Raw genomic sequence first — 26,992 nt, forward strand, 5'->3', positions numbered from 1 at the left:
AGTTTATTCCTCTCCCGCCGATATCTTTTACAACGTTCCTTGAGTTTACGCATTAATGGGTACGATTTAGCGCTAGGAACGCCTGCGATATGTCGTTATATTTGTTTGTATATAACGATATGCACAGGAGCTTCAAATGGCACGTTCATGGGTACGCCTTTTCGCAGGGGCAACACTGACTCTCTCACTCACCGGCCACGCGCTGGCGGATGAAGGAAAAATCACGGTCTTTGCGGCGGCGTCGCTGACTAACGCGATGCAGGATATTGCTGCGGTATACAAAAAAGAGAAAAACGTCGAGGTCGTTTCGTCGTTTGCCTCCTCGTCCACGCTGGCCCGCCAGATCGAAGCGGGGGCTCCGGCTGATCTGTTCATCTCTGCCGATCAGAAATGGATGGACTACGCGGTGGAGAAAAAATCTGTTGATACGGCTAGCCGCGAAACCCTGCTGGGAAATAGCCTGGTGGTGGTCGCGCCCGCAAACAGCAAGCAGGGCGACATCGCCATCAACAAACAGACGGACTGGACCCGTCTGCTCAACGGTGGCCGTCTGGCGGTGGGCGATCCGGAGCATGTTCCTGCCGGGATTTATGCGAAAGAAGCGCTGCAAAAACTGGGCGCATGGGAGACCTTATCACCGAAGCTGGCTCCCGCAGAAGATGTGCGCGGCGCGCTGGCGCTGGTGGAGCGTAACGAAGCCCCACTCGGGATCGTTTACGGCTCCGACGCCGTCGCCAGTAAAGGTGTGAAGGTGGTCGGTACCTTCCCGGAAGACTCGCATAAGAAAGTAGAATATCCTGTTGCGATAGTTGATGGACATAAAAATGCGACCGTGACGGCCTTCGTTGACTACCTGAAGGGGCCTGAAGCGTCCGCTATCTTTAAACGTTACGGATTTACGACTCACGAATGATATTGACCGAACCTGAATGGCAGGCCGTGCTGCTGAGCCTGAAAGTCTCTTCCCTGGCGGTTGCGCTGAGTTTGCCCTTTGGGGTGTTCTTTGCCTGGTTACTGGTTCGCGTGAAGTTTCCAGGCAAAGCCCTGCTCGACAGTGTTCTCCATCTTCCGCTTGTCTTACCGCCTGTGGTGGTCGGCTATCTGCTGCTGATCTCCATGGGGCGACGCGGTTTTATCGGCGAATGGCTGTACGACTGGTTCGGCCTGACCTTTGCTTTCAGCTGGCGCGGCGCGGTTCTGGCCGCGGCAGTAATGTCCTTCCCGCTAATGGTGCGCGCTATCCGCCTGGCGCTGGAAGGGGTGGATATCCGGCTAGAGCAGGCCGCCCGCACGTTGGGTGCAGGCCGCTGGCGGGTATTCCTGACCATTACGCTTCCGCTCACCTTACCGGGCATTATCGTCGGTACGGTGTTAGCCTTCGCCCGCTCACTGGGTGAGTTCGGCGCGACCATCACCTTTGTGTCCAACATTCCCGGCGAGACGCGGACCATCCCGTCGGCCATGTATACCCTGATTCAAACCCCGGGTGGCGAAGGTGCGGCGGCCCGGCTGTGTATTATTTCGATTGTACTCGCCCTGGTCTCGCTGCTGGTGTCTGAATGGCTGGCGCGCCTCAGCCGTGAACGGATGGGGAAACCGTGATGCTGGAACTCAACTTTACGCAAACCCTGGGCAGCCACACTCTGACGCTTAACGAAACGCTGCCTGCCAGCGGTATCACCGCCATTTTTGGCGTTTCCGGGGCAGGGAAAACGTCGCTGATTAATGCGATTAGCGGCCTGACGCGTCCCCAGTCTGGCAGAATTGTGTTAAATAACCGCGTCTTAAACGACGCGGAGAAGAAGGTCTGCCTGTCACCGGATAAGCGCCGCATCGGCTATGTGTTTCAGGATGCGCGCCTGTTTCCGCACTACAGCGTGCGCGGAAATCTGCGCTATGGCATGGTAAAAAGCATGGCCGGACAGTTCGATAAGCTGGTGGCGCTGCTGGGCATCGAACCGCTGCTCGATCGTCTCCCGTCTTCGCTGTCGGGTGGTGAAAAACAGCGCGTGGCAATTGGCCGCGCCCTGTTAACCGCGCCGGAATTGTTGCTGCTGGATGAGCCGCTGGCCTCGCTGGATATTCCGCGCAAGCGCGAGTTGCTGCCGTATCTGCAACGTCTGGCGCGGGAAATCAACGTGCCCATGCTGTACGTCAGCCATTCGCTGGATGAGATCTTACATCTGGCCGACAAAGTGCTGGTGCTGGAGGCGGGCAGGGTGAAGGCATTCGGCAATCTGGAAGAGGTATGGGGCAGCAGCGTTATGCATCCGTGGCTGCCAAAGGAGCAGCAGAGCAGCATTCTGAAGGTGAGCGTGCTGGAGCACCATCCACATTATGCGATGACCGCGCTGGCGCTGGGTGACCAGCATTTGTGGGTGAATAAAATCGATACGCCGATTCAGTCCACGTTACGGATCCGCATTCAGGCGTCGGATGTCTCCCTGGTGCTGCAACCGCCGCTGCAAACCAGTATCCGCAATATTTTGCGCGCAAAAGTGGCGCAGTGTTTTGATGATAACGGCCAGGTAGAAGTGCAACTGGAAGTGGGCAACAGAACGCTGTGGGCGCGCATCAGCCCGTGGGCCAGGGATGAGTTAGGCATCAAGCCTGGCCTGTGGCTTTACGCGCAAATCAAGAGCGTCTCTATCACCGCCTGATTACAGCAGGTGGGTATAAATATACTGCGCGATGCTGTCGGTGGTGTTATCGCCAATCACCACGTTAGCACGCGCTTTCACCGCATCATCGGCGTTGCCCATCGCCACGCCCGTTCCGGCCGCTTCCAGCATGCTGATGTCGTTATAGTTATCGCCGAAGGCAATCACGTCCTGCATTGACCAGCCCTGTGACTCAACGAACTGGGTCAGACGCTTTCCTTTGCTGTTGCCTTTGCGGGCGATATCCACCTGATCGTGCCAGGACCATTCACATTCCAGACCCAGCGTATGCTCGACATGTTTTGCGAAAGTATTCAGTTTGGCGGTGTCTTCATCGGTCAGGGCAAATTTCCAGATTGCCTGGACGTCTTCCGCCGCCTGGCGCAGGGAGGAAACCTGAGTGAACACCGGACGCTGCGCTTCCGGCAAAGACAGGGCCCAGTTGCTGGTGCGGATCACATGGCCGGTAGGGCGTTCATACAGCATGGCGTTATCCACATACATCAGGCCGTGAATCGCGTGCTCATCCAGTAAATCAATCAATTGCAGCGCCTGCGGAACGGGAAGCGGATCAGAGGTTAAAACCTTTTTTGCCTGATAATCATACAAATAAGTGCCATTACAACAAATTGCAGGTGTATCTAAGCCCAGTGCCTGATAAAAAGGATGAATGGCTACGTGATGTCGACCCGTTACGATGAGAAGTTGATACCCCGCTTCCCGGGCTCGTTTGAGGGCCTCAAGAGAAGAGGGGAGCAGGGTTTTCTGAGGGGTAAGCAGTGTTCCGTCTAAATCCAGGGCAATCACTCGCGAGGTCATTTTTTCTTCCGGGTTAATGTTGAATTTAAGGTCTGTCGGGATGGTACACCGAGAGCGGAACCCTGCAAAATCCCGGACTACAATTCAGCATTCACCGTTAAAAATAATCAGGAGTATTCATGAAACAAACCGTTTATACCGCCAGTCCTGAAAGTCAGCAGATCCATGTCTGGCGTTTGAATACAGAAGGTTCGCTTACGCTGGTTCAGGTTGTTGATGTGCCAGGCCAGGTGCAGCCGATGGTCGTCAGCCCGGATAAACGTTTTCTTTATGTCGGGGTACGCCCGGAATTCCGCGTACTCGCATACCGCATCTCCCCGGATGACGGCGCGCTGACCTATACCGCAGAAGCGCCGCTGCCGGGCAGCCCGACCCATATTTCTACCGACCATAAAGGCAACTTTATCTTCAGCGGCTCCTACAATGCAGGCTGCGTGAGCGTCACCCGCCTGGAAGACGGTATTCCCGTTGAAACCGTCGACGTGGTAGAAGGGCTTGAGGGTTGCCACTCCGCCAACATTTCGCCGGATAACCGCACGCTGTGGGTGCCAGCGCTGAAGCAGGATCGCATCTGCCTGTTTACCCTGAGCGATGACGGTCATCTGGTCGCGCAGAGCCCGGCGGAAGTCACCACCGTGGAAGGCGCAGGCCCGCGCCATATGGTCTTCCACCCGAATCAGCAGTATGCCTATGTCGTTAACGAGCTGAACAGCTCGGTAGATGTCTGGGAGCTGAACGATCCTAACGGGCAGATCGAGTGCGTACAGACGCTGGACATGATGCCAGCTGATTTCTCCGACACACGCTGGGCGGCAGACATTCACATCACGCCGGATGGCCGCCACCTGTATGCCTGTGACCGTACCTCCAGTCTGATCACCGTCTTCAGCGTCTCAGAAGACGGCAGCGTTCTGGCAGTTGAGGGCTTCCAGCCGACAGAAACCCAGCCGCGCGGCTTTAATGTCGACCACAGCGGCAAATACCTGATTGCGGCGGGGCAGAAATCCCACCACATCGCGCTCTATGAAATCAAAGGCGTGCAGGGTCTACTGGAAGAGAAAGGACGCTATGCGGTCGGACAAGGGCCGATGTGGGTTGTAATTAACGCTCACTGATCCGTAGACGAAAAAAAACCTCGCACATGCGAGGTTTTTTTATGCGTGGTTAATGCATGAGGTAGGCCGGGTAAGGCGTAGCCGCCACCCGGCAGCAGGCATTTTACTGCTTCGGTTCAGCAACCACTTTGCTACCCAGACCGCGGTTGTTGTATTCCCACATGCGGTTGAAGTTAGCGTCGTTCAGGTTACGCTGCACGTTGTCTTTATCATCCACCGTGCCGGTGTTGCCGGAGAAAGGACGTTTCGAGATCGCCGCATCCGCCCACGGTTTCGCCATGTTAAAGCCTTCGTTAATCACGCTGTCGCGGATCACGACCTGGCCGTTAGTGGCGGAGTCCACGTCCAGAGAGCGGCCAAGCTGCGCCACGCCATCGCCAGCAGCAGTAAAGCGGCTATTCACGGCCAGGAAGCCATAGAACAGATTGGACTGCGTGGCCGGGGCAAAGACGTAACCTTCCTGCTGCGTACGTGAATTCACCACGCGGAAGTCGGTGTTATCAAACACCACCGCGCCGCGACCGGAGACCATATCCACGTCGCCTTCAATGTAGCTGTTGGTGACCAGAGTACGCGTCAGACGATTGTTCTGAAGGGTATTCTGCACGCCGCTGTTGGTCACGAAGAAGGTATTCTGGCGGCCCAGGATATTGACGTTGTTAATCTGTACCTTGTCGCCATCGCTACGCAGCGCCACGGCCTGGTGATTACCTGCGTCAACGCTGTCGCCCAGGGTGTTCTGAATGGTCAGATTCTGCAATTGCAGGCCATTGTTCTGTGACCAGAATACCGCCGAGCACATCACGCCAATGGTGGCGGCACGTTTGCGCTGGCAGTTATCAAACATATACCACGCCGGTTTACCTGGCATGTATTTACCGGCCGGGTTCACCAGATGGCGCCAGGTGGTGCTGTCGATCTCTGAATCAATCGCCAGGCCAATTTTCACGTCGACCGCTTTTTCGCCAAGTCCGTAAAGCGTAATGCTTCCCGGTGCAGCCGGAACATAAACGGTTCCTTCGTATTCACCCGGCAGGATGGCAATGTACTGACGAGATGCGCTGTGTTTGGTGATTGCGGCATCAACAGCTGCCTGAATTGAGGTGTGCGTAACCCCCTGCGCCCCGGCCGGGCCGACAACGAAGTCTGGCTGTTTCGGCAGGTTAATAGAAGAAGGCGTCCACGGGGCTGCATTGGGATCCATCGCCGAGAAATAGTGCGCACGGGTGAAGTTCTTCGCTTCAGCCGCTGACAGGATCGGACGGGAAGCGGTGCCCGGAGCAACCTGCTCAGAAGGTTGCTGATCCGGTGGTGTTGAACTGCAAGCGGATAAAGTCACGCCAAAGGCGAGTGCCAACGCCAGACGGGAAATCCTGGAAATATTCAAGGTAATGCTCCTGGGTATGCAAGTCTTATCTGAATAGACGAAATAGCCTGCTTTTTTATACTAAGTTGAGCGAAACGGGAAGATAAAAACGGGAAAAGTTGCATTTTTGCCCGCAGGCGACGGGAAAGTCATCACAAATAAATAACATTTTGCTGCAAGGCGGTTGACAGCAGGTGACAGATGAAAATAAATGTCTATACAACCCATGACAAGCGGAAGGCACATGCAGCAGCTTCATCCCGATGATGTGATATGGCGAAATGCGCGACTGGCGACCCTGGCGACAGGTGAGCCGGAACCCTACGGCCTGAAAGAACAACATGCCCTCGTCGTGCGCGGCCAGACGATTGCGGCCGTTATTCCTGAAGCCGAGATCCCCTCCGGGCATCGTCAGTGTGTCGATCTCGACGGGCGTCTGGTTACTCCCGGCCTGATCGATTGCCACACCCATCTGGTGTTCGGCGGCGATCGCGCAGCGGAATGGGAGCAACGGCTTAACGGCGTGTCGTATCAGACCATTAGCGCGCAGGGCGGCGGTATTAACGCCACGGTCACGGCGACCCGCAACAGTTCGCCGGAAATGCTCCTGACGGTGGCACAGCAGCGGCTCCAGCGGCTGATGAATGAAGGCGTAACGACCATTGAAATTAAATCGGGATACGGGCTGAATGCCCAGGCCGAAGAGAAAATGCTGCTGGTTGCCCGCCAGCTCAGCCTGAACAATCTGGTCGATATCAGCCCGACGCTGCTGGCCGCGCACGCCGTTCCTGCCGAGTACCGACAGGATCCGGATGCCTATCTCACGCTGGTCTGTGAGCAGATCATGCCCACGCTGTGGCAAAAAGAGTTATTTGAAGCGGTGGACGTATTTTGTGAAAACGTCGGCTTTACCCCGGCGCAAACCGAGCGCCTGTTCCAGGCCGCCGCCGCGCTCGGGATACCGGTTAAAGGGCATGTAGAGCAACTGTCGAATCTGGGCGGCGCGGCGCTGGTCAGCCAGTATAAGGGGCTGTCGGCCGATCATATTGAGTATCTCGATGATGCAGGTATTCAGGCGATGGCGCAAAGCGGCACGGTGGCGGTATTGCTCCCCGGCGCGTTCTATTTTCTTCAGGAGCGCCAGCGTCCACCGGTGGCGCAGCTCAGAGAGCAGGGCGTGCCGATGGCGGTGGCTACCGACTACAACCCGGGCACCAGCCCGTTTGCCAGCCTGCATCTGGCAATGAACATGGCCTGCGTCCAGTTTGGCCTCACGCCGGAAGAGGCCTGGGCTGGCGTGACGCGGCATGCGGCGCAGGCGCTAGGTCGTGGCGCGACGCACGGGCAATTAAAGCCCGGTTATGTGGCTGATTTCGTCGTCTGGGAGGCGAATCATCCGGTTGAGATGGTTTACGAGCCGGGGCGGAATCCTTTATATCAACGCGTGTTTCGGGGGCAGGTAGCATGAAATTGTGGCATCCCGTTTCCCGGCAGGTCTGGCAGGGTCGTGACGACAGCGCCGAATCCAGCACCGCGAAACGTCTCTTCCAGACCATACAGCAGCGCGAACACTTTGCACCCGTGCCGTCAGGCATCGCCCTGCTGGGCTTTGAATGTGATGAAGGGGTTAAGCGTAACCAGGGCAGGCCCGGTGCTGCACAGGCTCCCGATGTGCTGCGCGGCGCGCTGGCGAATATGGCGAGCCATCAGGGGCATGCGCGCCTCGTGGATATGGGCTCCATTTTTGTTGAAGGCAATGCGCTGGAGGCGGCACAGCAGGCGCTGAGCGAGGCCATTACCGCGTGCCAGCAATCCGGGATGCGTACTCTGGTTTTCGGCGGTGGACATGAAACCGCCTGGGCGCACGGGCGCGGCGTGCTGGATGCCTTTCCGAACGATCGCATTGCGGTGATCAACCTGGATGCGCACCTCGATTTACGTAAGGCTGAACGGGCTACGTCCGGCACGCCGTTCCGCAAGCTGGCGCACTACTGCGCGTCGCAGTCGCGGGCGTTTCACTATGCCTGCCTGGGGGTAAGCCGTGCGGCGAATACCCAGGCGCTGTGGGAGGAAGCTGAACGGTTGAACGTGATGCTGGTTGAAGATCTCGATTTTCGCCGGGATGCGCTATCCGCGCTGGATAGCGTGCTTGCGCAGGCAGACCGGGTTTATCTCACCATTGACCTCGATGTGCTGCCCGCCGCAGAAATGCCCGCCGTATCCGCCCCTGCGGCGTTGGGGATCCCGGCGCTGGATCTGTTCCCGGTGATTGAGCGTATCTGCCGAAGCGGTAAACTACAGGCGGCGGATCTGGTGGAATATAATCCGCACTACGACCGGGACGGTCAGGGGGCGAAGCTTGCCGCCCGACTGGCCTGGCAAATTGCTCACTGGTGGGCATAACCACATTACAGGAGTCAGCATGTTTTCACGCTCACCGCAGCAACCCTCCAGCCCACCCGCACCTTTTTATGAGAAGGTGAAAAAGGCGATCTGCGAAAAAATTGCTGCCGGCGTCTGGCGTCCGCACGACCGTATTCCCTCCGAAGCTGAACTGGTCGCGCAGTTTGGCTTTAGTCGAATGACCATTAACCGGGCGCTGCGGGAACTGACCGATGAAGGGTTGCTGGTGCGTTTGCAGGGTGTCGGAACCTTTGTCGCCGAGCCAAAAGGACAGTCGGCGCTGTTTGAAATCCGCAGCATTGCCGATGAAATTGCCGCCCGCAACCATCAGCACCACTGCGAAGTGCTGGTGCTTGAAGAGACGCAGGCCAGCGCCGAACAGGCCATCGAGCTGAACGTTAAAGAGGGCACCCGGATCTTCCATTCGGTGATGGTGCATTATGAGAACGATATTCCGGTCCAGATTGAAGATCGCTGCGTCAACGCGGAGCGGATCCCGGACTACCTGAACCAGGATTACACCCAAACCACACCGCATGCGTATCTCTCGCTCGTCGCCCCGCTGACGGAAGGGGAGCATATCGTGGAGGCCGTGCGCGCCACGCCTCAGGAGTGCGAGTTGTTGCGTATTAAAGAGCACGATCCCTGCCTGCTGATCCGCCGTCGTACCTGGTCGTCCTCGCAAATTGTGTCGCATGCGAAGCTGCTGTTCCCGGGGAATCGTTACCGGTTGCAGGGCCACTTTATGTCATAAGTTTTATAAGCGTGATCGCTAACGCAATATAGCAAAATTGTATCTTTTTTGTTAAATCCGACCTTGTGTGTGCTTGTCTATACAAGTATATCTAAATGCATCACCTGTCCCTTATGAGGAACACACAATGTCGTCAGATAAATACCGCAAGCAGGATGTCCGCGCCGCGCGCGGCACCACGCTCACCGCAAAAAGCTGGCTCACCGAAGCACCGCTGCGCATGTTGATGAACAACCTTGATCCTGAGGTAGCAGAGAATCCCCATGAGCTGGTGGTCTACGGCGGCATTGGCCGCGCCGCGCGCAACTGGGCGTGCTATGACGCGATTGTTGAGTCTTTGACGAATCTCGAAAACGACGAAACGCTGCTGGTGCAATCCGGCAAACCGGTTGGCGTATTCAAAACCCATAAAAATGCGCCCCGTGTGCTGATTGCCAACTCCAACCTGGTGCCGCACTGGGCGACGTGGGAACACTTCAACGAGCTGGACGCAAAAGGGCTGGCCATGTATGGCCAGATGACCGCGGGCAGCTGGATCTATATCGGCAGCCAGGGGATTGTGCAGGGCACCTATGAAACCTTCGTGGAAGCGGGCCGACAGCACTATAACGGCTCACTGAAAGGCCGCTGGGTGCTCACCGCCGGACTGGGCGGCATGGGCGGCGCGCAGCCGCTGGCCGCGACGCTGGCGGGCGCGTGCTCCCTGAACATTGAGTGCCAGCAGAGCCGCATCGATTTCCGTCTGCGTACCCGCTATGTTGATGAACAGGCCGACAACCTCGATGACGCGCTGGCGCGCATCAAAAAGTACACCGCTGAAGGCAAAGCCGTGTCGGTTGCCCTGTGCGGCAACGCGGCGGATATTCTACCGGAACTGGTGGCGCGCGGCGTGCGTCCGGATCTGGTCACCGATCAGACCAGCGCTCACGATCCGCTCCACGGCTATCTGCCAAAAGGCTGGACGTGGGAAGATTACCAGCAAAAAGCGGAAACCGATCCTGAGGGCACGGTACTGGCGGCTAAACGCGCCATGGCGGAACACGTCTCCGCGATGCTGGCCTTCAGTAAGATGGGTATTCCGACCTTTGATTACGGGAATAACATCCGCCAGATGGCGAAAGAGATGGGGGTGAATAACGCCTTTGATTTCCCCGGCTTCGTGCCCGCCTATATTCGTCCGCTGTTCTGCCGCGGCATCGGGCCGTTCCGCTGGGTTGCCCTCTCCGGCGACCCGGAGGATATCTACAAAACCGACGCCAGAGTAAAAGAGATTGTCGCCGACGACGAACACCTGCATCGCTGGCTGGATATGGCGCGCGAGCGCATTAACTTCCAGGGCCTGCCGGCGCGTATCTGCTGGGTCGGGCTGGAGTGGCGGCAAAAACTCGGCCTCGCCTTTAACGAAATGGTGCGCAGCGGCGAAGTCTCCGCGCCGATCGTCATTGGCCGCGACCACCTGGACTCCGGCTCTGTCGCCAGTCCGAACCGTGAAACCGAAGCCATGCGCGACGGCTCGGGTGCGGTCTCCGACTGGCCGCTGCTGAATGCCCTGCTGAACACCGCCAGTGGCGCAACCTGGGTGTCGCTGCACCACGGCGGCGGCGTCGGGATGGGCTTCTCCCAGCACTCCGGGATGGTCATCGTCTGTGACGGTACCGACGAAGCGGCGGCACGTATTGCTCGCGTGCTGCATAACGACCCGGCAACCGGCGTGATGCGCCACGCGGATGCGGGTTACGAGATTGCCATTGATTGTGCCAAAGAGCAGGGCCTGAACCTGCCGATGATCCCCGCCACACAAGGAAAGCCTGCATGAACGCGTTAACACTTACTCCCGGCTCTTTGTCGCTCAAACAGCTGCGTCACGTCTGGCGTCAGCCGGTGACACTCGCCCTTGATGAAAGCGCCCACCGTGCCATTAATGACAGCGTGGCCTGCGTGGAGGCGATTGTAGCGGAGGGGCGCACCGCCTACGGCATCAATACCGGGTTTGGCCTGCTGGCGCAGACCCGCATTGCCACGCACGATCTGGAGAATTTACAACGTTCGCTGGTGTTGTCGCACGCGGCGGGGGTTGGCCAGCCGCTGGACGATGAGATCGTCCGCCTGATGATGGTGTTGAAAATCAACAGCCTGGCGCGTGGGTTTTCCGGCATTCGTCTGAGCGTGATCCAGGCGCTGATGGCGCTGGTGAATGCTGAAGTTTATCCGTGGATCCCGGCGAAGGGCTCCGTCGGAGCTTCCGGCGATCTGGCACCGCTGGCGCATATGTCGCTGCTCCTGCTGGGTGAAGGCAAGGCGCGCTGGCAAGGGGAGTGGCTGCCTGCGAAAGAGGCGCTGAAAAAAGCCGGCTTAGCGCCGATCACCCTCGCGGCAAAAGAAGGGCTGGCGCTGCTCAACGGTACGCAGGCGTCGACGGCCTTTGCGCTGCGCGGCCTGTTTGAAGCGGAAGATCTGTTCGCCTCCGCGGTGGTGTGTGGTGCGCTGACCACTGAAGCGGTGCTCGGCTCGCGTCGTCCGTTCGATGCCCGCATCCACGAGGTGCGCGGCCAGCGTGGTCAGATTGATGCCGCAGCCATGTACCGCCACGTACTTACCGATACCAGCGACATTGCCGATTCGCATCACAACTGCGAGAAGGTGCAGGATCCGTATTCTCTGCGCTGCCAGCCGCAGGTGATGGGCGCATGCCTGACACAGCTTCGCCAGGCGGCAGAAGTGCTGCTGGTGGAGGCCAATGCGGTGTCCGACAACCCACTGGTGTTTGCTCAGGAAAACGAGGTGGTCTCCGGCGGCAACTTCCACGCCGAGCCGGTGGCGATGGCCGCAGATAATATCGCGCTGGCGATTGCCGAAATCGGAGCGTTGTCCGAGCGTCGAATCGCACTAATGATGGATAAACACATGTCCCAGCTGCCGCCATTCCTGGTGCGCAACGGTGGGGTGAACTCGGGCTTTATGATCGCCCAGGTCACCGCCGCAGCACTGGCAAGCGAAAACAAAGCCCTGTCGCATCCGCACAGCGTGGACAGCCTGCCAACGTCAGCAAATCAGGAAGATCACGTTTCGATGGCCCCGGCTGCCGGGCGTCGACTGTGGGAGATGGCCTCCAACACCCGCGGCGTGCTGGCGGTGGAATGGCTGGCGGCGTGTCAGGGTATTGATTTGCGCGAAGGGCTAAAATCCAGCCCGCTGCTGGAGCAGGCGCGTCATACGCTGCGCGAGCACGTTACGCACTACGATGAGGACCGCTTCTTTGCGCCGGATATTGATAAGGCGATACAGCTTCTGGAAGAAGAAACCCTTGCAGGACTGCTACCTTCCGTGCTGTGATTTTTTTGCCCGGTGGCGCTGCGCTTACCGGGCCTACGAATACGAAATGTAGTCCGGGTAAGGCGTAGCCGCCACCCGGCTTTTTTTATGAATACATCGCCGTAATCGACGCGCTGCCCAGCGAATGGAAATGGACGTTAAAGCCTACCATTGCCCCGCTCGCCCCTTCGTCAACCTCAATCTTGTCCACATCCAGCGCGTGCACCGTGAAGATATAGCGGTGCGTTTCCCCTTTTGGCGGCGCCGCGCCGCCGTAGCCCGCTTTGCCAAAGTCCGTGCGGGTCTGAATCGCACCGTCGGGCAGGGCAACCAGATCGGAACCGGAACCCTGCGGCAGCACGCGGGTGTCGGCGGGCAGGTTTGCCACGATCCAGTGCCACCAGCCCGAGCCGGTTGGCGCATCCGGATCGTAGCAGGTCACGACAAAACTTTTGGTTCCCGCTGGTACATCGTCCCACGCCAGATGGGGAGAGATATTATCTCCCTGATAACCCATCCCGTTAAACACGTGACGTTCCGGCAGCTTTTCGCCGTCGCGCAAATCTTTACTGATGATTTTCATCCTATTTCCCTCGTTACTCACTCATTCAGAAAGTGTAACGCATGGGGTTAAATCGTGAAATGCGCTGATATGTTAACGGCTTTAACCACTGCCCCGGTCAGCTTGTGGAGCTGATCCGGAGAAATGCTGTACGGCGGCATGAGGTAAATCAGCTTACCGAAAGGTCGCACCCAAACGCCCTGGTCAACGAAGAAGCGCTGCAACGCGGCCATGTTCACCGGATGCGTTGTCTCGATCACCCCGATGGCGCCCAGCACGCGGACGTCCGCGACGTATTCCGCCTCCACCGCTGCGCTTAGCTGCTGCTTCAGCTGCGCCTCAATCGCCGCCACCTGCGTCTGCCACTCGCCGCTCTCCAGAATGGCGAGGCTTTCGCTTGCCACGGCGCAGGCCAGCGGGTTGCCCATAAACGTCGGGCCGTGCATAAAGCAGCCCGCGTCGCCGTCGCTGATGGTGTCGGCAACCTGGCGGGTAGTGAGCGTGGCGGAGAGCGTCATGGTGCCGCCGGTGAGCGCTTTCCCCAGGCACAGAATATCCGGCGCGATCCCCGCATGCTCGCAGGCAAACAGCTTCCCGGTACGGCCAAAGCCGGTGGCGATCTCATCGGCAATCAGCAAAATTCCTTCGCGGTCGCACATCTTCCGAATGCGCTTCAGCCACTCGGGGTGATACATCCGCATTCCGCCCGCGCCCTGCACAATCGGTTCGAGAATAACGGCGGCAATCTCGTGGCGATGGGCCGCCATCAACCGCGCGAAGCCCACCATGTCCATCTCGTCCCATTCGCCGTCGAAGCGGCTCTGCGGGGCTGGCGCAAACAGGTTTTCCGGCAGGTAGCCTTTCCACAGGCTGTGCATGGAGTTGTCCGGATCGCACACCGACATCGCCCCGAAGGTGTCGCCGTGATAGCCGTTGCGGAAGGTGAGGAACCGCTGGCGCGTTTCGCCCTTCGCATGCCAGTACTGCAACGCCATTTTCATCGCCACTTCCACGGCCACCGAGCCGGAATCAGCCAGGAAAACACACTCCAGCGATTCAGGCGTCATCGCTACCAGGCGACGGCATAAATCCACCGCGGGCTGATGCGTGATCCCGCCAAACATCACGTGTGACATCTGGTCAATCTGCGCTTTCATCGCCGCGTTCAGACGCGGGTGGTTGTAGCCATGGATCGCCGCCCACCAGGAGGACATCCCGTCAACAAGCCGCTCGCCGCTGGCGAGATGCAGCTCGCAGCCGTGGGCCGAGGCTACCGGATAGACGGGAAGGGGGCGGGTCGTGGAGGTGTAAGGGTGCCAGATATGCTGCTTGTCGAAGGCGAGATCGTCCTGGGTCATAATCGACTTGTAAACCATTTTGAAAAGTTTTAGGTTTACAAGTATAAACCGAACCGACAATTAACAAAACCCTTTGGAGAAGCCCGATGGCTCACCACGCACGCTGGACGATGTCGCAAGTCACTGAATTATTCAACAAACCTTTCCTGGAGCTGATGTTTGAGGCGCAACAGGTGCACCGCCAGCACTTCGATCCGCGTCATGTTCAGGTCAGCACGCTGCTGTCGATTAAAACCGGGGCTTGCCCGGAAGACTGCAAATATTGCCCGCAAAGCGCGCGCTATAAAACCGGTCTCGAATCCGAGCGCCTGATGGAAGTCGAGCAGGTGCTCGACTCAGCGCGCAAGGCCAAAAACGCTGGCTCAACCCGCTTCTGCATGGGCGCGGCGTGGAAAAACCCCCATGAGCGCGACATGCCCTATCTGGAGCAGATGGTGAAGGGGGTGAAGGAGATGGGGCTTGAAGCCTGCATGACACTGGGTACGCTGAACGAGGAGCAGGCGCAGCGCCTCTCGGCGGCAGGGCTGGATTACTACAATCACAACCTCGATACCTCGCCGGAATTCTACGGCAACATCATCACCACGCGCACCTATCAGGAGCGTCTGGACACGCTGGATAAAGTGCGTGATGCGGGGATCAAGGTCTGTTCCGGCGGGATCGTGGGACTGGGCGAAACGGTAAAAGATCGTGCCGGCCTGCTATTACAGCTGGCGAACCTGCCGACCCCGCCGGAAAGTGTGCCCATCAACATGCTGGTGAAGGTAAAAGGTACGCCGCTGGCGGATAATGAGGACGTGGATGCCTTCGATTTCATCCGCACCATCGCGGTGGCGCGCATCATGATGCCAACCTCTTACGTTCGCCTCTCTGCCGGTCGCGAGCAGATGAGCGAGCAGACCCAGGCGATGTGCTTTATGGCCGGGGCCAACTCCATCTTCTACGGTTGCAAACTGCTGACCACACCAAACCCGGAAGAGGACAAAGACGTTCAGCTGTTCCGCAAGCTGGGGCTGAACCCACACCAGACCGGGGTACAGGCGGGGGATAACGAGCAACAGCAGCAGCTGGAGCAGCAGATTTTCAACGCCGACACTGACCAGTTCTACAACGCGGCAGCCGTATGACCTGGCAGGCACGTATCAGGACCGCGCTCGACGAGCGGCGGGCGGCGGATGCATTTCGGGTACGCAGGGTAGTGGAAAACGGTGCAGGCCGTTTTCTCACCCGGGAAGGAGAGCGGTTCTGTAATTTCTCCAGCAACGATTATCTGGGCCTGAGCCAGCACCCGCAGATCGTTCGTGCCTGGCAGCAGGGCGCGGATCGTTACGGCGTGGGCAGCGGTGGCTCCGGGCACGTCAGCGGCTACACCACGGCCCATCAGGCGCTGGAGGAAGCGTTGGCCGACTGGCTGGGCTACCCGCGGGCGCTACTGTTTATCTCCGGTTTTGCCGCGAATCAGGCGGTGATTGCCGCCCTGATGGGCAAAGACGACCGCATCATCGCGGACCGCCTGAGCCACGCCTCCCTGCTTGAAGCCGCCAGTCTCAGCCCGGCACAGCTGCGGCGTTTTGCCCATAACGATGCCTCTCAGCTGAACGTCCTGCTGGGTAAACCCTGTTCAGGGCTTCAGCTGGCGGTCACGGAAGGGGTATTTAGCATGGACGGCGACAGCGCGCCCCTGGCCGCGTTGCACGACGCCGCAAAACAACAGAACGCCTGGCTGCTGGTCGACGATGCCCACGGCATTGGCGTCATCGGCGAGGAGGGGCGCGGAAGCGCTTATCAGCAGGGCGTCAGGCCGGAACTGCTGGTGGTCACCTTCGGCAAAGGCTTCGGCGTCAGCGGTGCCGCGGTGTTGTGCAGCGAGCCGGTGGCCGACTACCTGGTACAGTTCGCCCGGCACCTGATCTACAGCACCAGCATGCCCCCGGCGCAGGCCGTGGCACTCTCTGCGTCGCTTGCGGTGATCCGCGGCGAAGACGGCGCTGAACGCCGGGCTCGCCTGGCCGACCATATTCAGCGTTTTCGCCGGGGGGTAAGCGAACTGCCTTACCGGCTTACCGGCTCCCGCAGCGCCATTCAGCCCGTGATTGTGGGTGAAAACCATCGGGCGCTGATGCTGGCACAGGCGCTACGAGAACGCGGGCAGTGGATCACGGCGATCCGCCCACCCACCGTGCCGCCAGGCACCGCGCGCTTGCGTCTGACGCTTACGGCAGCGCACGAGCCGCAGGATATCGATACGCTTCTGGAGGCACTGTATGTCTCCCGTCAATAAACAGGCCGTTGCCGCCGCGTTTGGCCGGGCAGCGCAAAGCTATTCACAGCACGATGAGCTGCAACGCCTGAGCGCGCGCGGGCTGCTGGCCGCGCTCGGTGAGGGGCATTTTATGCAGGTGCTGGACGCGGGCTGCGGGCCAGGCGGCAATAGCCGCTACTGGCGCGCAACGGGCAGCCGGGTCACGGCGCTGGATTTATCCGCGCAGATGCTGGATGAAGCCCGCCAGCAGCAGTCAGCAGACCGTTATCTGGTGGCCGATATCGAGGCCATCCCGTTGGAGGATGCCCTGTTTGACCTCGTCTGGAGCCATCTGGCGGTGCAGTGGTGCACCAGCCTGTCGCAGGCGCTACGCGAGCTTTACCGCGTGGCACGGCCCGGCGGAGCGGTGGCCTTTACCACCCTGCTGGAAAGTTCGTTGCCGGAGCTGAATCAGGCGTGGAGGGCGGTGGATGCGCAGCCGCACGCCAACCGGTTTCTCTCGCACGAACAGGTCACTCAGGCGCTGGCAGGCTGGCGCTATCGCAGTGAGGTCCAGACCGTCACCCTCGAATTTAGCGATGCGTTAAGCGCCATGCGCTCTCTTAAGGGCATAGGCGCGACGCACCTGCACGCCGGTCGGGAGAAGAAACCCCTTACCCGCGGACAACTCCAGCGTCTCGGGCTGGCCTGGCCGCAGGATCGGGGCCGGTTCCCGCTCTCTTATCATCTTTTTCATGGGATTATTGAACGTGACTGAACGTTATTTTGTTACCGGTACGGACACTGAGGTCGGTAAAACGGTTGCCAGCGCTGCGCTGTTGCAGGCGGCGCGTCTGCTGGGGAAAACAACGGCCGGGTATAAGCCCGTAGCCTCCGGCAGCGAGATGACGCCGGAAGGCTTACGCAATACTGATGCGCTGGCGCTACAGCGTAACAGCAGCCTTGCGCTTGCCTATTCTGCGGTGAACCCCTATACCTTTGCTGAACCCACCTCGCCGCACATCGTTAGCGCCGATGAAGATCGTCCGATTGATTTTTCGGTGCTCTCTTCCGGATTACGCGACCTGGAAACGCAGGCCGACTGGGTGCTGGTGGAGGGGGCTGGCGGCTGGTTTACCCCGCTGTCCGACGAGCAGACATTTGCTGACTGGGTGCAGGCCGAACAGCTTCCGGGCATTCTGGTGGTCGGCGTGAAGCTTGGCTGTATCAATCACGCCATGCTGACCGCTCATGCCGTGCAGCAGGCCGGGTTGCGTCTGGCAGGGTGGATTGCCAATGACGTGGTTGCGCCGGGTAAACGTCATGCTGAGTATCTGGCGACGCTGAAGCGGGTGCTGCCTGCGCCGTTTCTCGGCGAGATCCCGTGGCTTGCCGACGGCGCAGAGCAGGCGGAAACCGGACGCTATCTTGACCTCAGCGCCTTATGTCCCGCGCCATCCAGTGCGCAATAAGGTCGTCATCCAGCTCGTTAACGTGGCCCTGTGCCACGTTACGCCCGCGATAAAGCATGCAGAAGCGATCCGCGACCCGGCGGATGAACGACAGCTGTTGCTCCGCTAACAGCACCGTCATTCCCAGCTCCCGATTCAACCGTACCAGCAGTTGACCCAGCCTGCGGGCGAAGCCTTGCCCTGCGCCATACATGGGCTCATCCAGAATCAACACGCGCGGGCGATTAACCAGCGCACTGGCGAGGGCCAGCTGATACTGGTCGTCGGGGGACAGCGCAGAGGCACGCATTTGTCGCAGCGGATAGAGTTCCGGAAACAGGGCGTACACGTCATTTTTTGATGTCGGGTCGGATTTCCCCGTCGCCCGCATAGCGATATGCAGATTTTCATCGACGGTCAGCTGGGAAAATATCCGCCGATCCTGCGGGACGTAGCCTATCGTTGGCGGCGCCGTGAATGCTGACGCAGGGCTGAGCAAATTACGCGGCGGCGCGCCAGCCTCATGCCATATGATGGTGCCGCTCTCAACGGGCACCTTTCCGGTAATGCAGTTCATGAGCGTGGATTTACCCATGCCAGGCAGGCCAACAATGCCCGTACAGATGCCTTGCGGGAAATCGATATTCACGTTCCATAGCGTATGTTGGCTTCCGTAAAACTGATTTACAGCACGCAGACTCAACATCTTTCTCTCCTTAAAAATGTGTGGGGTAATGCTCAGGCTGATATCTGCAAAACGCCTGCCAGAAACAAAATAATGATTAAAAAAGAGCCATTTTTAGGAATAACCCACTGCTAAAAGCTTAACGTTTGTTCGAATTGCACGCTCCCGGTGCCGTGCGTGTCGAATCGTGGTGCAGGGAAAATGACGGAATTGTGATTAAGATCTCGCCGGTTACTTATGAAAAAATGAACGTTTTCCAGGCAAAAAAGAGTGATAAAAATTTTTTACTGCCGCTTCGTGGGAAAAACCGGGAATTTGCTGGAGTGCATGCTGTACGGGCTGGAGGCAGTTATCCACTATTCCTGTGGATAACCTTGTGCATTAGAGTTAGAAAACACGCGATAAGCGAGAGAACACGCGGGTTACGCCCAAATTGATGCGAAACGCGGCTTTAGGAAATAGTCTATATTTTTTAACGAATTAGATAAAAGCAATTCCCTCAGCGCCAGCGACACCTGTTGCCATAAAACTTTCATAACCGCCCTTGACAAATGTTAAAAAAGTAATAGTTCTGGGGATAACCCCCTGAGGCTGGTGTTTTATATTGTCACAGTTGAAATTTAGCTCGCGAACGCACTAATCCTCTCTGCGCTACGCTAAATATCCTGACACGCTACTGGTTTTCCATCCAGTGTTTTTTACTGGCAATCCTGGCCACAACGAGTAAAATTACTCACCTGCCGCTTATTCTGTCATCAGGTCGTCGCCCATGAGTAAACCGTTCAAATTGAATTCTGCTTTCCGTCCTTCCGGGGATCAGCCCGAGGCCATTCGTCGCCTGGAAGAGGGGCTGGAAGACGGGCTGGCGCACCAGACCCTGCTGGGGGTAACCGGTTCGGGTAAAACCTTCACTATTGCCAACGTCATTGCCGATCTCCAGCGTCCTACGATGGTTCTCGCGCCGAACAAAACGCTGGCGGCGCAGCTGTATGGTGAGATGAAAGAGTTCTTCCCGGAAAATGCGGTGGAGTATTTCGTCTCCTACTACGACTACTACCAGCCGGAAGCCTACGTTCCCAGCTCCGACACGTTTATCGAGAAAGATGCCTCGGTGAACGAACATATCGAGCAGATGCGTTTGTCGGCGACCAAGGCGCTGCTGGAGCGTCGTGATGTGGTGGTGGTGGCCTCGGTGTCGGCGATTTACGGCCTGGGCGATCCGGATCTCTATCTCAAGATGATGCTGCACCTGACGCAGGGGATGATCATTGATCAGCGGGCGATTTTGCGCCGTCTGGCGGAGCTGCAGTACACCCGTAACGATCAGGCGTTCCAGCGCGGGACCTTCCGCGTACGTGGTGAGGTGATTGATATCTTCCCGGCGGAATCGGACGACATGGCGCTGCGCGTGGAGCTGTTCGATGAAGAGGTTGAACGCCTGTCGCTGTTCGATCCGCTGACCGGTCATGTGGAGTCGGTGATCCAGCGCTTCACCATCTACCCAAAAACGCACTACGTGACGCCACGCGAGCGTATCGTACAGGCGATGGAAGAGATTAAAATTGAGCTGGCAGACCGCCGCAAGGTGCTGCTGGCGAACAACAAGCTGCTGGAAGAGCAGCGCCTGAGCCAGCGTACCCAGTTCGATCTGGAGATGATGAACGAGCTGGGCTACTGCTCCGGCATCGAAAACTACTCGCGCTACCTCTCCGGACGCGGGCCGGGCGAAGCGCCGCCGACGCTGTTTGACTACCTTCCGGCGGACGGCCTGCTGGTGATCGACGAATCCCACGTTACGATCCCCCAGATCGGCGGGATGTACCGTGGTGACCGCGCGCGTAAAGAGACGCTGGTGGAGTACGGGTTCCGACTGCCATCAGCGCTGGACAACCGTCCGATGAAGTTTGAAGAATTTGAGGCGCTTGCTCCGCAGACCATCTACGTATCGGCGACGCCGGGCAACTACGAGCTGGAGAAATCCGGTGATGACGTGGTGGACCAGGTTGTGCGTCCGACCGGGCTGCTGGATCCGATTATCGAGGTGCGTCCGGTGGCGACGCAGGTGGACGATCTGCTCTCGGAAATACGTGCCCGTTCCGCCATCAACGAGCGTGTACTGGTGACCACGCTCACCAAACGTATGGCGGAGGATTTGACGGAGTATCTGGAAGAACACGGCGAGAAGGTGCGGTATCTGCACTCGGATATTGATACCGTGGAGCGTATGGAGATCATCCGCGACCTGCGCCTGGGCGAGTTCGACGTGCTGGTGGGTATCAACCTTCTGCGAGAAGGTCTGGATATGCCGGAAGTGTCGCTGGTGGCGATTCTGGACGCGGACAAAGAGGGCTTCCTGCGTTCCGAGCGCTCGCTGATCCAGACCATTGGCCGTGCCGCGCGTAACGTCAACGGGAAGGCGATTCTGTACGGGGATAAAATCACCCCGTCGATGGCCAAAGCGATTGGCGAAACGGAACGTCGTCGCGAGAAGCAGCAGCGCTATAACGAAGAGCACGGCATCACGCCGCAGGGGTTGAACAAGAAAGTGGTGGATATCCTGGCGCTGGGTCAGAACATTGCGAAGACCAAAGCGAAAGGGCGCGGCAAGGCCCGTTCAGTGGTGGAAGAGGATACCGTCGCGCTGACCCCGAAAGCGTTGCAGCAAAAGATCCACGAGCTGGAAGGGCAGATGATGCAGCACGCGCAGAATCTGGAGTTCGAAGAGGCGGCGCAAATCCGCGATCAGCTTCATCAACTGCGGGATCTGTTTATTGCGGCATCGTAGTTTTTTGCCCGGTGGGGTTTTCTCCCTCTCCCTGTGGGCTGAGGGATCCCCAGTAATTTTTTTATGCAGAAGCAATAAAGTTGCTTTCTAAATGACTGAGGGCTGTCAGCGATGCCCTGGTCCGGCTGTAAATCGCTGAGGCGTTTGCCTTCCGGCCGGGGCGAGGCGCAGGGATGCGCCGAGAGGGCGGCTTTACAGGGACGTTGCCTCCGCCCGTACCCGATAAGCCGGAAGGAATAAGCCGAGGGCACCGCGAAGCGGCGATTTACCGCCGGGAGCCCGGGTCGCCAGGGGGGTGGCGACTGAGCCACCCTGGCACGTTCACCGGTCATGTCGTTACAGAGTAGCAAGGAACATAAAGTGAACGGAATGACCACACCGCCGTATGTTCCCCTCACCCTAACCCTCTCCCCGGAGGGGCGAGGGGATTGCTCAGTGCTCGCATTAATTTGTGGGGAACCCTCAGCCCTGTGGGAGAGGGCCGGGGTGAGGGCATCAGGCCGCACAAAACGAACCTAACCTAATGCCTGAATCGCCTTCTCCAGCGCCTCGCGCAGCAGATGGCGGTCGTGGCGATATTTAATATCGCTGGCTTCCAGCGGCTCCTGCACCACCACGCGATCGCCAATCCCCGACACATCTACTTTTGGCCCGACCACGACACCATCGATAATTTTCTTACCAACATACTGTTCCATCAGGTCCAGCTTATCCGCCAGCGACAGGCTTGCCGCCGCCGGACTGAGTTCGCGGCCTAAATTACCGATATAGACCATGGGCGCAGGCGTTCTGCGCAGCGCCTGCGCCAGCTCTTTCACCAGCAGGATCGGCATCAGGCTGGTATAAAAACTCCCCGGCCCAATCAGGATCAGATCGGCCTCGCCAATCGCTTCAACCGCTTCACGCGTTGCGGGTACGCTGGGGTAGGTCATCAGCTCTTTTGGCGGAAGGAGAAGCTGGTCGATATTCACTTCACCATACACTTCGTGATCGTCAGCATCGATCGCCATCAAATCTACCGGCTGTTCGGACATCGGGATCAGGAACGCATCCACTTTTAGCAGGTTACGAATTAAATTGATCGCTTCCAGAGGGCGCACGCTCAGGTGATCCAGCGCCTTTAACATCAGATTTCCAAGGTTATGGCCTGAAAGTTCGCCATTTCCCCCAAAACGGTACTCAAACATCGCCGAGGCCACGCTTGGTTCAGTGATGAGCTGGTTGAGGCAGTTGCGCATATCACCCCAGGCTATCCCGCCTTCAGCACGTCGGATCCGCCCGGTTGAGCCGCCGTTGTCCGTTGTTGTCACGATGCCCGTCAGGCGTGAGCCCAGTGACGATAACGACGACATAACCCGTCCCAGACCGTGACCTCCTCCAAGAGCGACCACGCGGTCCAGATCCGCAAAAGTGCGATTGCGCATACCTATTCCTTATCCTGTTAAGCTTGCGTCACAGTAACGCAACTACTCCTAAAAGACGATGCCTCTCACAAACCATAATGACGTATATCAATGCGAAAGCGCTGTTTTTGCGTATTCTGTAGTGAAAATGCACGATAACATCGTTATGTATAAATTTATATAGCGAAAAACGACAATGGCGAAGTGGCGATTTCCACGCTACTATCGCCATAACCACGTTTTCAAAACTGAAAACATACACTCTAGCCCTGGCGCCTGTGTCGAGAGATATGGCGCCCTGGCCGTGGCGGATTTGCCACCAGGGTACAGAAAGAAATGACTGTGCCTCCCGATCTGGAAAGGTGTACATGGCTTCACAACTTACTGATGCTTTCGCGCGTAAGTTTTTCTACTTACGTTTGTCGATTACCGACGTGTGTAACTTCCGTTGCACCTACTGCCTGCCCGATGGCTACAAGCCGGGCAGCGTCACCAACAACGGCTTTCTCTCCGTGGAAGAAGTACGCCGCGTCACGCGCGCGTTCTCTGAACTCGGTACGGAAAAAGTGCGTCTTACCGGGGGAGAGCCCTCCCTGCGCCGTGATTTCCCTGACATCATTGCCGCCGTGCGTGAAAACGAACGTATCCGCCAGATAGCGGTGACCACCAACGGTTACCGCATGGCGCGTGACGTGGCGAACTGGCGCGATGCGGGGCTGACGGCGATCAACGTCAGCGTCGATAGCCTGGACGCCCGTCAGTTCCACGCCATTACCGGCCAGGATAAGTTCCAGCAGGTAATGGACGGCATCGATGCCGCGTTCACCGCCGGTTTCGACAAGGTCAAAGTCAATACCGTGTTGATGCGTGATGTGAACTACCATCAGCTGGACACCTTTCTGGCGTGGATCAAACCGCGCCGCATTCAACTGCGTTTTATTGAGCTGATGGAGACCGGGGAGGGCAGCGAGCTGTTCCGTCGCCATCACATCTCCGGCATGGTCCTGCGTGACGAACTGCTGAAACGCGGCTGGATCCACCAGATCCGCCAGCGCAGCGATGGCCCGGCGCAGGTCTTTTGTCATCCGGATTATGAAGGCGAAATCGGCCTGATCATGCCCTATGAAAAAGACTTCTGTGCCAGCTGCAACCGCCTGCGCGTCTCCTCTGTTGGCAAGCTGCACCTCTGCCTGTTCGGGGATGGCGGCGTCGATCTGCGCGATTTGCTGGAAGACGACGCCCAACAGGACGCGCTTGAAGCACGCATTTCCGAGGCGCTGACGCACAAAAAGCAGACCCATTTCCTGCATCAGGGCAACACCGGCATTACTCAGAACCTGTCCTATATCGGCGGGTAATCAGGCTTTAGAAGGAACCAGAAGATGAGTCAGGTAAGCGCGGAATTTATCCCGACACGCATTGCTATTCTTACCGTTTCCGAACGTCGTGGTGAAGAGGATGATACCTCCGGCCACTGGCTGCGCGAGGCGGCACACGAAGCCGGGCACCAGATTGTTGATAAAGCGATCGTCAAAGAGAACCGTTACGCCATTCGCGCTCAGGTTTCACAGTGGATTGCGAGTGATGACGTCCAGGTTGTACTGATCACTGGCGGCACCGGCTTTACCGCAGGCGACCAGGCGCCGGAAGCGCTGCTTCCGCTGTTCGATCGCGAAGTAGAAGGCTTCGGCGAAGTGTTCCGCATGCTCTCATTTGAAGAGATTGGCACCTCTACGCTCCAGTCCCGTGCCGTCGCGGGGGTAGCGAACAAGACGCTGATCTTCGCCATGCCGGGCTCGACCAAAGCCTGCCGCACCGCGTGGGAAAACATTATTGCCCCGCAGCTGGATGCCCGTACCCGTCCGTGTAATTTCCATCCCCATTTAAAGAAATAAGCTATGTCACAACTGACCCACATAAACGACGCTGGCGAAGCGCATATGGTGGATGTCTCCGCCAAAGCCGAAACGGTGCGCGAGGCGCGTGCTGAAGCGTTCGTCACCATGCTGCCGGAGACGCTGGCGATGATTATCGACGGTAGCCATCACAAGGGTGATGTGTTTGCCACCGCCCGCATCGCCGGTATTCAGGCCGCTAAACGCACCTGGGACCTCATCCCACTCTGCCATCCGCTGATGCTTAGCAAAGTGGAGGTAAATTTGCAGGCGCAGCCGGAGCATAACCGCGTGCGTATCGAGTCCCTGTGCCGCTTAACCGGGAAAACCGGTGTGGAGATGGAGGCGTTAACGGCAGCCTCCGTGGCGGCGCTGACCATCTACGACATGTGTAAAGCGGTGCAGAAAGATATGGTGATTGGCCCGGTGCGTCTGCTGGCAAAAAGCGGCGGCAAATCCGGTGATTTTAAGGTGGAAATCCATGATTAAGGTGCTCTTTTTTGCCCAGGTCCGTGAGCTGGTTAATACCGACAGCCTGACGCTGGACGGCTCTTTCGAAAACGTCGCCGCCCTGCGTGCGCATCTGGCGGCGCAAAGCGACCGCTGGGCGCTGGCGCTGGATGAAGGCAAACTGCTGGCCGCCGTGAATCAGACGCTGGTGGAGTTGACCCACCCGCTGGCCGATGGGGATGAAGTGGCCTTCTTCCCGCCGGTCACAGGGGGTTGAGATGACGGAAACCCGAATTCTGGTTGGCCATGAGCGTTTTAACGTGGGCACGGAATATGACTGGCTGGCCGGGCGCGACGAAGACGGCGCGGTCGTGACCTTTACCGGGAAAGTGCGTAATCATAATCTCGGCGACAGCGTAAAAGCGCTGACGCTGGAGCATTATCCGGGAATGACCGAAAAATCGCTGGCGGCCATTGTCGAAGAGGCGCGAGGCCGCTGGCCGCTGGGGCGCGTTACGGTTATCCATCGCATCGGCGAAATGTGGCCCGGCGAAGAAATTGTGTTTGTCGGCGTCACCAGCGCCCATCGCGGGAGTGCTTTTGCGGCGGGGGAGTTCATCATGGATTACCTCAAAACTAAAGCGCCGTTCTGGAAGCGTGAAGCGACGCCGGAAGGTGAGCGCTGGGTGGAATCGCGGGACAGCGACAAACAGGCTGCCAGCCGCTGGTAACAGGTTTACGTGGATGTGTTAGTCTTAACGTGTGTGTTTACTTAATCAGGAGTGAATCATGGACCGATTTCCGCGTTCCGATTCGATAGTTCAGCAGACCCGTAGCGGGCTGCAAACCTACATGGCTCAGGTATATGGCTGGATGACGGTTGGCCTGCTGCTTACCGCGTTTATCGCGTGGTATGCGGCAAACACGCCTGAACTGATGATGTTTATCTTCTCAAGCAAAATCACCTTCTTTGGGCTGATTATTGCGCAACTGGCGCTGGTATTCGTGCTCTCCGGGCTGGTGCACAAGCTCAGCGCGGGCATGGCGACCACGCTGTTTATGCTCTATTCGGCGCTGACCGGGCTGACGCTCTCCAGTATTTTCATCGTTTACACCTACTCCTCCATCGCCAGCACCTTTGTGGTGACCGGCGGGATGTTCGGTGTGATGAGCCTGTACGGTTACACCACCAAACGTGACCTGAGCGGCTTCGGCAACATGCTGTTTATGGGGCTGATAGGGATTGTGCTGGCGTCGCTGGTTAACCTGTGGCTGAAGAGTGACGCGCTGATGTGGGCGGTGACCTATATCGGGGTGGTGATCTTCGTGGGCTTAACCGCTTACGACACCCAGAAGCTGAAAAACATCGGTGAACAAATTGATGTTCGCGACAGTTCAAACCTGCGCAAATACTCGATTCTGGGCGCGCTGACGCTGTATCTGGACTTCATCAACCTGTTCCTGATGCTGCTGCGTATCTTCGGCAACCGTCGCTAGTCAGGGTGGCGCTGTCTGATGCCCTCACCCTGACCCTCTCCCACAGGGCTGAGGGTTCCCCACAAATTAATGCGAGCACTGAGCAATCCCCTCGCCTCTCCGGGGAGAGGGTTAGGGTGAGGGGAACATACGGCGGTGGTGGTCATTCCGTTCACTTTATGTTCCTTGCTACTCTGTAACGACATGACCGGTGAACGTGCCAGGGTGGCTCAGTCGCCACCACCCTGACGACCCG

At 58.1% G+C, this 26,992-nt stretch carries 26 protein-coding genes and 1 riboswitch; of the genes, 20 read left to right on the top strand and 6 right to left on the bottom strand.

Annotation, left to right across the window (positions count from 1 at the left end):
• The first annotated feature begins 136 nt into the window (after positions 1 to 136).
• From modA to modC, 3 genes are read left to right on the top strand one after another with little or no spacing between them, the layout of a single operon-like run.
• Positions 137 to 913 (top strand): molybdate ABC transporter substrate-binding protein, encoded by a 777-nt coding sequence (gene modA, locus C3451_RS10755; RefSeq protein WP_023299624.1) that lies wholly within the window; start codon positions 137 to 139, stop codon positions 911 to 913.
• Positions 910 to 1,602 carry a molybdate ABC transporter permease subunit gene (gene modB / locus C3451_RS10760; protein WP_006809548.1) on the top strand — a complete coding sequence of 231 codons (693 nt, stop codon included), beginning with the start codon at positions 910 to 912 and terminating at the stop codon, positions 1,600 to 1,602. The genes modA and modB overlap by 4 nt, the downstream gene beginning before the upstream one ends.
• Positions 1,602 to 2,660 carry a molybdenum ABC transporter ATP-binding protein ModC gene (gene modC, locus C3451_RS10765; protein WP_045621765.1) on the top strand — a complete coding sequence of 353 codons (1,059 nt, stop codon included), beginning with the start codon at positions 1,602 to 1,604 and terminating at the stop codon, positions 2,658 to 2,660. Before modB ends, modC begins: the two co-directional genes overlap by 1 nt.
• Here modC and C3451_RS10770 read toward each other — a convergent pair whose 3' ends face one another.
• On the bottom strand, positions 2,661 to 3,479 hold the full coding sequence (locus tag C3451_RS10770; protein ID WP_022647486.1) for a pyridoxal phosphatase: 819 nt from the start codon (positions 3,477 to 3,479) through the stop codon (positions 2,661 to 2,663).
• A gap of 119 nt (positions 3,480 to 3,598) precedes the next feature.
• Between C3451_RS10770 and pgl the strand changes: the two genes are divergently transcribed.
• A complete protein-coding gene (pgl, locus tag C3451_RS10775; RefSeq protein ID WP_023305719.1) occupies positions 3,599 to 4,594 on the top strand; it encodes a 6-phosphogluconolactonase in 996 nt (331 codons plus the stop codon).
• Positions 4,595 to 4,697: 103 nt separating this feature from the next.
• Here the strand turns inward: pgl and C3451_RS10780 are convergent, their stop codons facing one another.
• A complete protein-coding gene (locus C3451_RS10780) occupies positions 4,698 to 5,981 on the bottom strand; it encodes a putative acyl-CoA thioester hydrolase (protein ID WP_003858537.1) in 1,284 nt (427 codons plus the stop codon).
• A 223-nt stretch (positions 5,982 to 6,204) separates the two neighbouring features.
• On the opposite strand from C3451_RS10780, the gene hutI reads away from it, so the two are divergent.
• The 5 genes from hutI (at position 6,205) to hutH (ending at position 12,450) form a co-directional block, all read left to right on the top strand.
• A complete protein-coding gene (gene hutI, locus C3451_RS10785; RefSeq protein WP_023299627.1) occupies positions 6,205 to 7,428 on the top strand; it encodes an imidazolonepropionase in 1,224 nt (407 codons plus the stop codon).
• Entirely contained in the window at positions 7,425 to 8,363 is a 939-nt protein-coding gene (hutG, locus tag C3451_RS10790) for a formimidoylglutamase (RefSeq protein ID WP_045621764.1), read from the top strand. The genes hutI and hutG overlap by 4 nt, the downstream gene beginning before the upstream one ends.
• 19 nt (positions 8,364 to 8,382) lie before the next feature.
• Complete coding sequence (locus C3451_RS10795) at positions 8,383 to 9,117, top strand: histidine utilization repressor (RefSeq protein WP_045621763.1); 735 nt, start codon at positions 8,383 to 8,385, stop codon at positions 9,115 to 9,117.
• A 127-nt stretch (positions 9,118 to 9,244) separates the two neighbouring features.
• On the top strand, positions 9,245 to 10,933 hold the full coding sequence (gene hutU, locus C3451_RS10800; protein ID WP_045621762.1) for a urocanate hydratase: 1,689 nt from the start codon (positions 9,245 to 9,247) through the stop codon (positions 10,931 to 10,933).
• Positions 10,930 to 12,450: a histidine ammonia-lyase gene (gene hutH, locus C3451_RS10805; protein WP_032624627.1), complete on the top strand. Its 1,521-nt coding sequence runs from the start codon at positions 10,930 to 10,932 to the stop codon at positions 12,448 to 12,450. Before hutU ends, hutH begins: the two co-directional genes overlap by 4 nt.
• 85 nt (positions 12,451 to 12,535) lie before the next feature.
• Here hutH and C3451_RS10810 read toward each other — a convergent pair whose 3' ends face one another.
• Both C3451_RS10810 and bioA read right to left on the bottom strand, forming a co-directional pair.
• Positions 12,536 to 13,012, bottom strand: a complete 477-nt coding sequence (locus C3451_RS10810; protein WP_003858531.1) for a kinase inhibitor — start codon at positions 13,010 to 13,012, stop codon at positions 12,536 to 12,538.
• Positions 13,013 to 13,059: 47 nt separating this feature from the next.
• Complete coding sequence (bioA, locus tag C3451_RS10815) at positions 13,060 to 14,367, bottom strand: adenosylmethionine--8-amino-7-oxononanoate transaminase (protein WP_023299631.1); 1,308 nt, start codon at positions 14,365 to 14,367, stop codon at positions 13,060 to 13,062.
• Positions 14,368 to 14,435: 68 nt separating this feature from the next.
• On the opposite strand from bioA, the gene bioB reads away from it, so the two are divergent.
• Genes bioB through bioD form a run of 4 tightly spaced genes read left to right on the top strand, consistent with a single transcriptional unit; the run spans position 14,436 to position 18,063 of the window.
• Positions 14,436 to 15,476 (top strand): biotin synthase BioB, encoded by a 1,041-nt coding sequence (gene bioB / locus C3451_RS10820; protein WP_038415709.1) that lies wholly within the window; start codon positions 14,436 to 14,438, stop codon positions 15,474 to 15,476.
• On the top strand, positions 15,473 to 16,630 hold the full coding sequence (gene bioF, locus C3451_RS10825) for an 8-amino-7-oxononanoate synthase (RefSeq protein ID WP_045621761.1): 1,158 nt from the start codon (positions 15,473 to 15,475) through the stop codon (positions 16,628 to 16,630). Before bioB ends, bioF begins: the two co-directional genes overlap by 4 nt.
• The gene (bioC, locus tag C3451_RS10830) at positions 16,614 to 17,369 is read left to right on the top strand and encodes a malonyl-ACP O-methyltransferase BioC (protein WP_045621760.1); all 756 of its coding nucleotides are present in this window, start codon (positions 16,614 to 16,616) and stop codon (positions 17,367 to 17,369) included. The genes bioF and bioC overlap by 17 nt, the downstream gene beginning before the upstream one ends.
• Positions 17,362 to 18,063: a dethiobiotin synthase gene (gene bioD / locus C3451_RS10835; protein WP_074143001.1), complete on the top strand. Its 702-nt coding sequence runs from the start codon at positions 17,362 to 17,364 to the stop codon at positions 18,061 to 18,063. Before bioC ends, bioD begins: the two co-directional genes overlap by 8 nt.
• On the opposite strand, the gene C3451_RS10840 is transcribed toward bioD, so the two are convergent.
• Complete coding sequence (locus tag C3451_RS10840; RefSeq protein ID WP_023299635.1) at positions 18,026 to 18,748, bottom strand: ATP-binding cassette domain-containing protein; 723 nt, start codon at positions 18,746 to 18,748, stop codon at positions 18,026 to 18,028. The two genes, bioD and C3451_RS10840, sit on opposite strands and share 38 nt — an antisense overlap.
• 748 nt (positions 18,749 to 19,496) lie before the next feature.
• Between C3451_RS10840 and uvrB the strand changes: the two genes are divergently transcribed.
• Positions 19,497 to 21,512, top strand: a complete 2,016-nt coding sequence (uvrB, locus tag C3451_RS10850; RefSeq protein ID WP_003858519.1) for an excinuclease ABC subunit UvrB — start codon at positions 19,497 to 19,499, stop codon at positions 21,510 to 21,512.
• A 515-nt stretch (positions 21,513 to 22,027) separates the two neighbouring features.
• Here the strand turns inward: uvrB and yvcK are convergent.
• Positions 22,028 to 22,936: a uridine diphosphate-N-acetylglucosamine-binding protein YvcK gene (gene yvcK / locus C3451_RS10855; protein WP_023299636.1), complete on the bottom strand. Its 909-nt coding sequence runs from the start codon at positions 22,934 to 22,936 to the stop codon at positions 22,028 to 22,030.
• A gap of 226 nt (positions 22,937 to 23,162) precedes the next feature.
• Positions 23,163 to 23,296: riboswitch (molybdenum cofactor riboswitch) on the top strand.
• Here yvcK and moaA point away from each other — a divergent pair.
• The 6 genes from moaA to C3451_RS10885 all read left to right on the top strand — a co-directional run bounded on the left by moaA (position 23,284) and on the right by C3451_RS10885 (position 26,757).
• Positions 23,284 to 24,273 carry a GTP 3',8-cyclase MoaA gene (gene moaA, locus C3451_RS10860; protein WP_045623452.1) on the top strand — a complete coding sequence of 330 codons (990 nt, stop codon included), beginning with the start codon at positions 23,284 to 23,286 and terminating at the stop codon, positions 24,271 to 24,273. (Overlaps the previous riboswitch by 13 nt.)
• Positions 24,274 to 24,297: 24 nt before the next feature.
• Positions 24,298 to 24,810: a molybdenum cofactor biosynthesis protein B gene (moaB, locus tag C3451_RS10865; protein ID WP_022647501.1), complete on the top strand. Its 513-nt coding sequence runs from the start codon at positions 24,298 to 24,300 to the stop codon at positions 24,808 to 24,810.
• A gap of 3 nt (positions 24,811 to 24,813) precedes the next feature.
• Positions 24,814 to 25,299 (top strand): cyclic pyranopterin monophosphate synthase MoaC, encoded by a 486-nt coding sequence (moaC, locus tag C3451_RS10870; RefSeq protein ID WP_045623662.1) that lies wholly within the window; start codon positions 24,814 to 24,816, stop codon positions 25,297 to 25,299.
• On the top strand, positions 25,292 to 25,537 hold the full coding sequence (moaD, locus tag C3451_RS10875; RefSeq protein WP_038415713.1) for a molybdopterin synthase sulfur carrier subunit: 246 nt from the start codon (positions 25,292 to 25,294) through the stop codon (positions 25,535 to 25,537). The genes moaC and moaD overlap by 8 nt, the downstream gene beginning before the upstream one ends.
• Before the next feature lies 1 nt (position 25,538).
• A complete protein-coding gene (moaE, locus tag C3451_RS10880; RefSeq protein ID WP_022647503.1) occupies positions 25,539 to 25,991 on the top strand; it encodes a molybdopterin synthase catalytic subunit MoaE in 453 nt (150 codons plus the stop codon).
• 58 nt (positions 25,992 to 26,049) lie between these two features.
• Complete coding sequence (locus C3451_RS10885) at positions 26,050 to 26,757, top strand: Bax inhibitor-1/YccA family protein (RefSeq protein ID WP_015571081.1); 708 nt, start codon at positions 26,050 to 26,052, stop codon at positions 26,755 to 26,757.
• The last annotated feature ends 235 nt before the right edge of the window (positions 26,758 to 26,992 follow it).

Origin of the sequence: Enterobacter sp. 301B, assembly GCF_003850715.1 — a bacterium.
GTDB classification, from domain to species: Bacteria; Pseudomonadota; Gammaproteobacteria; order Enterobacterales; family Enterobacteriaceae; genus Enterobacter; species Enterobacter intestinihominis.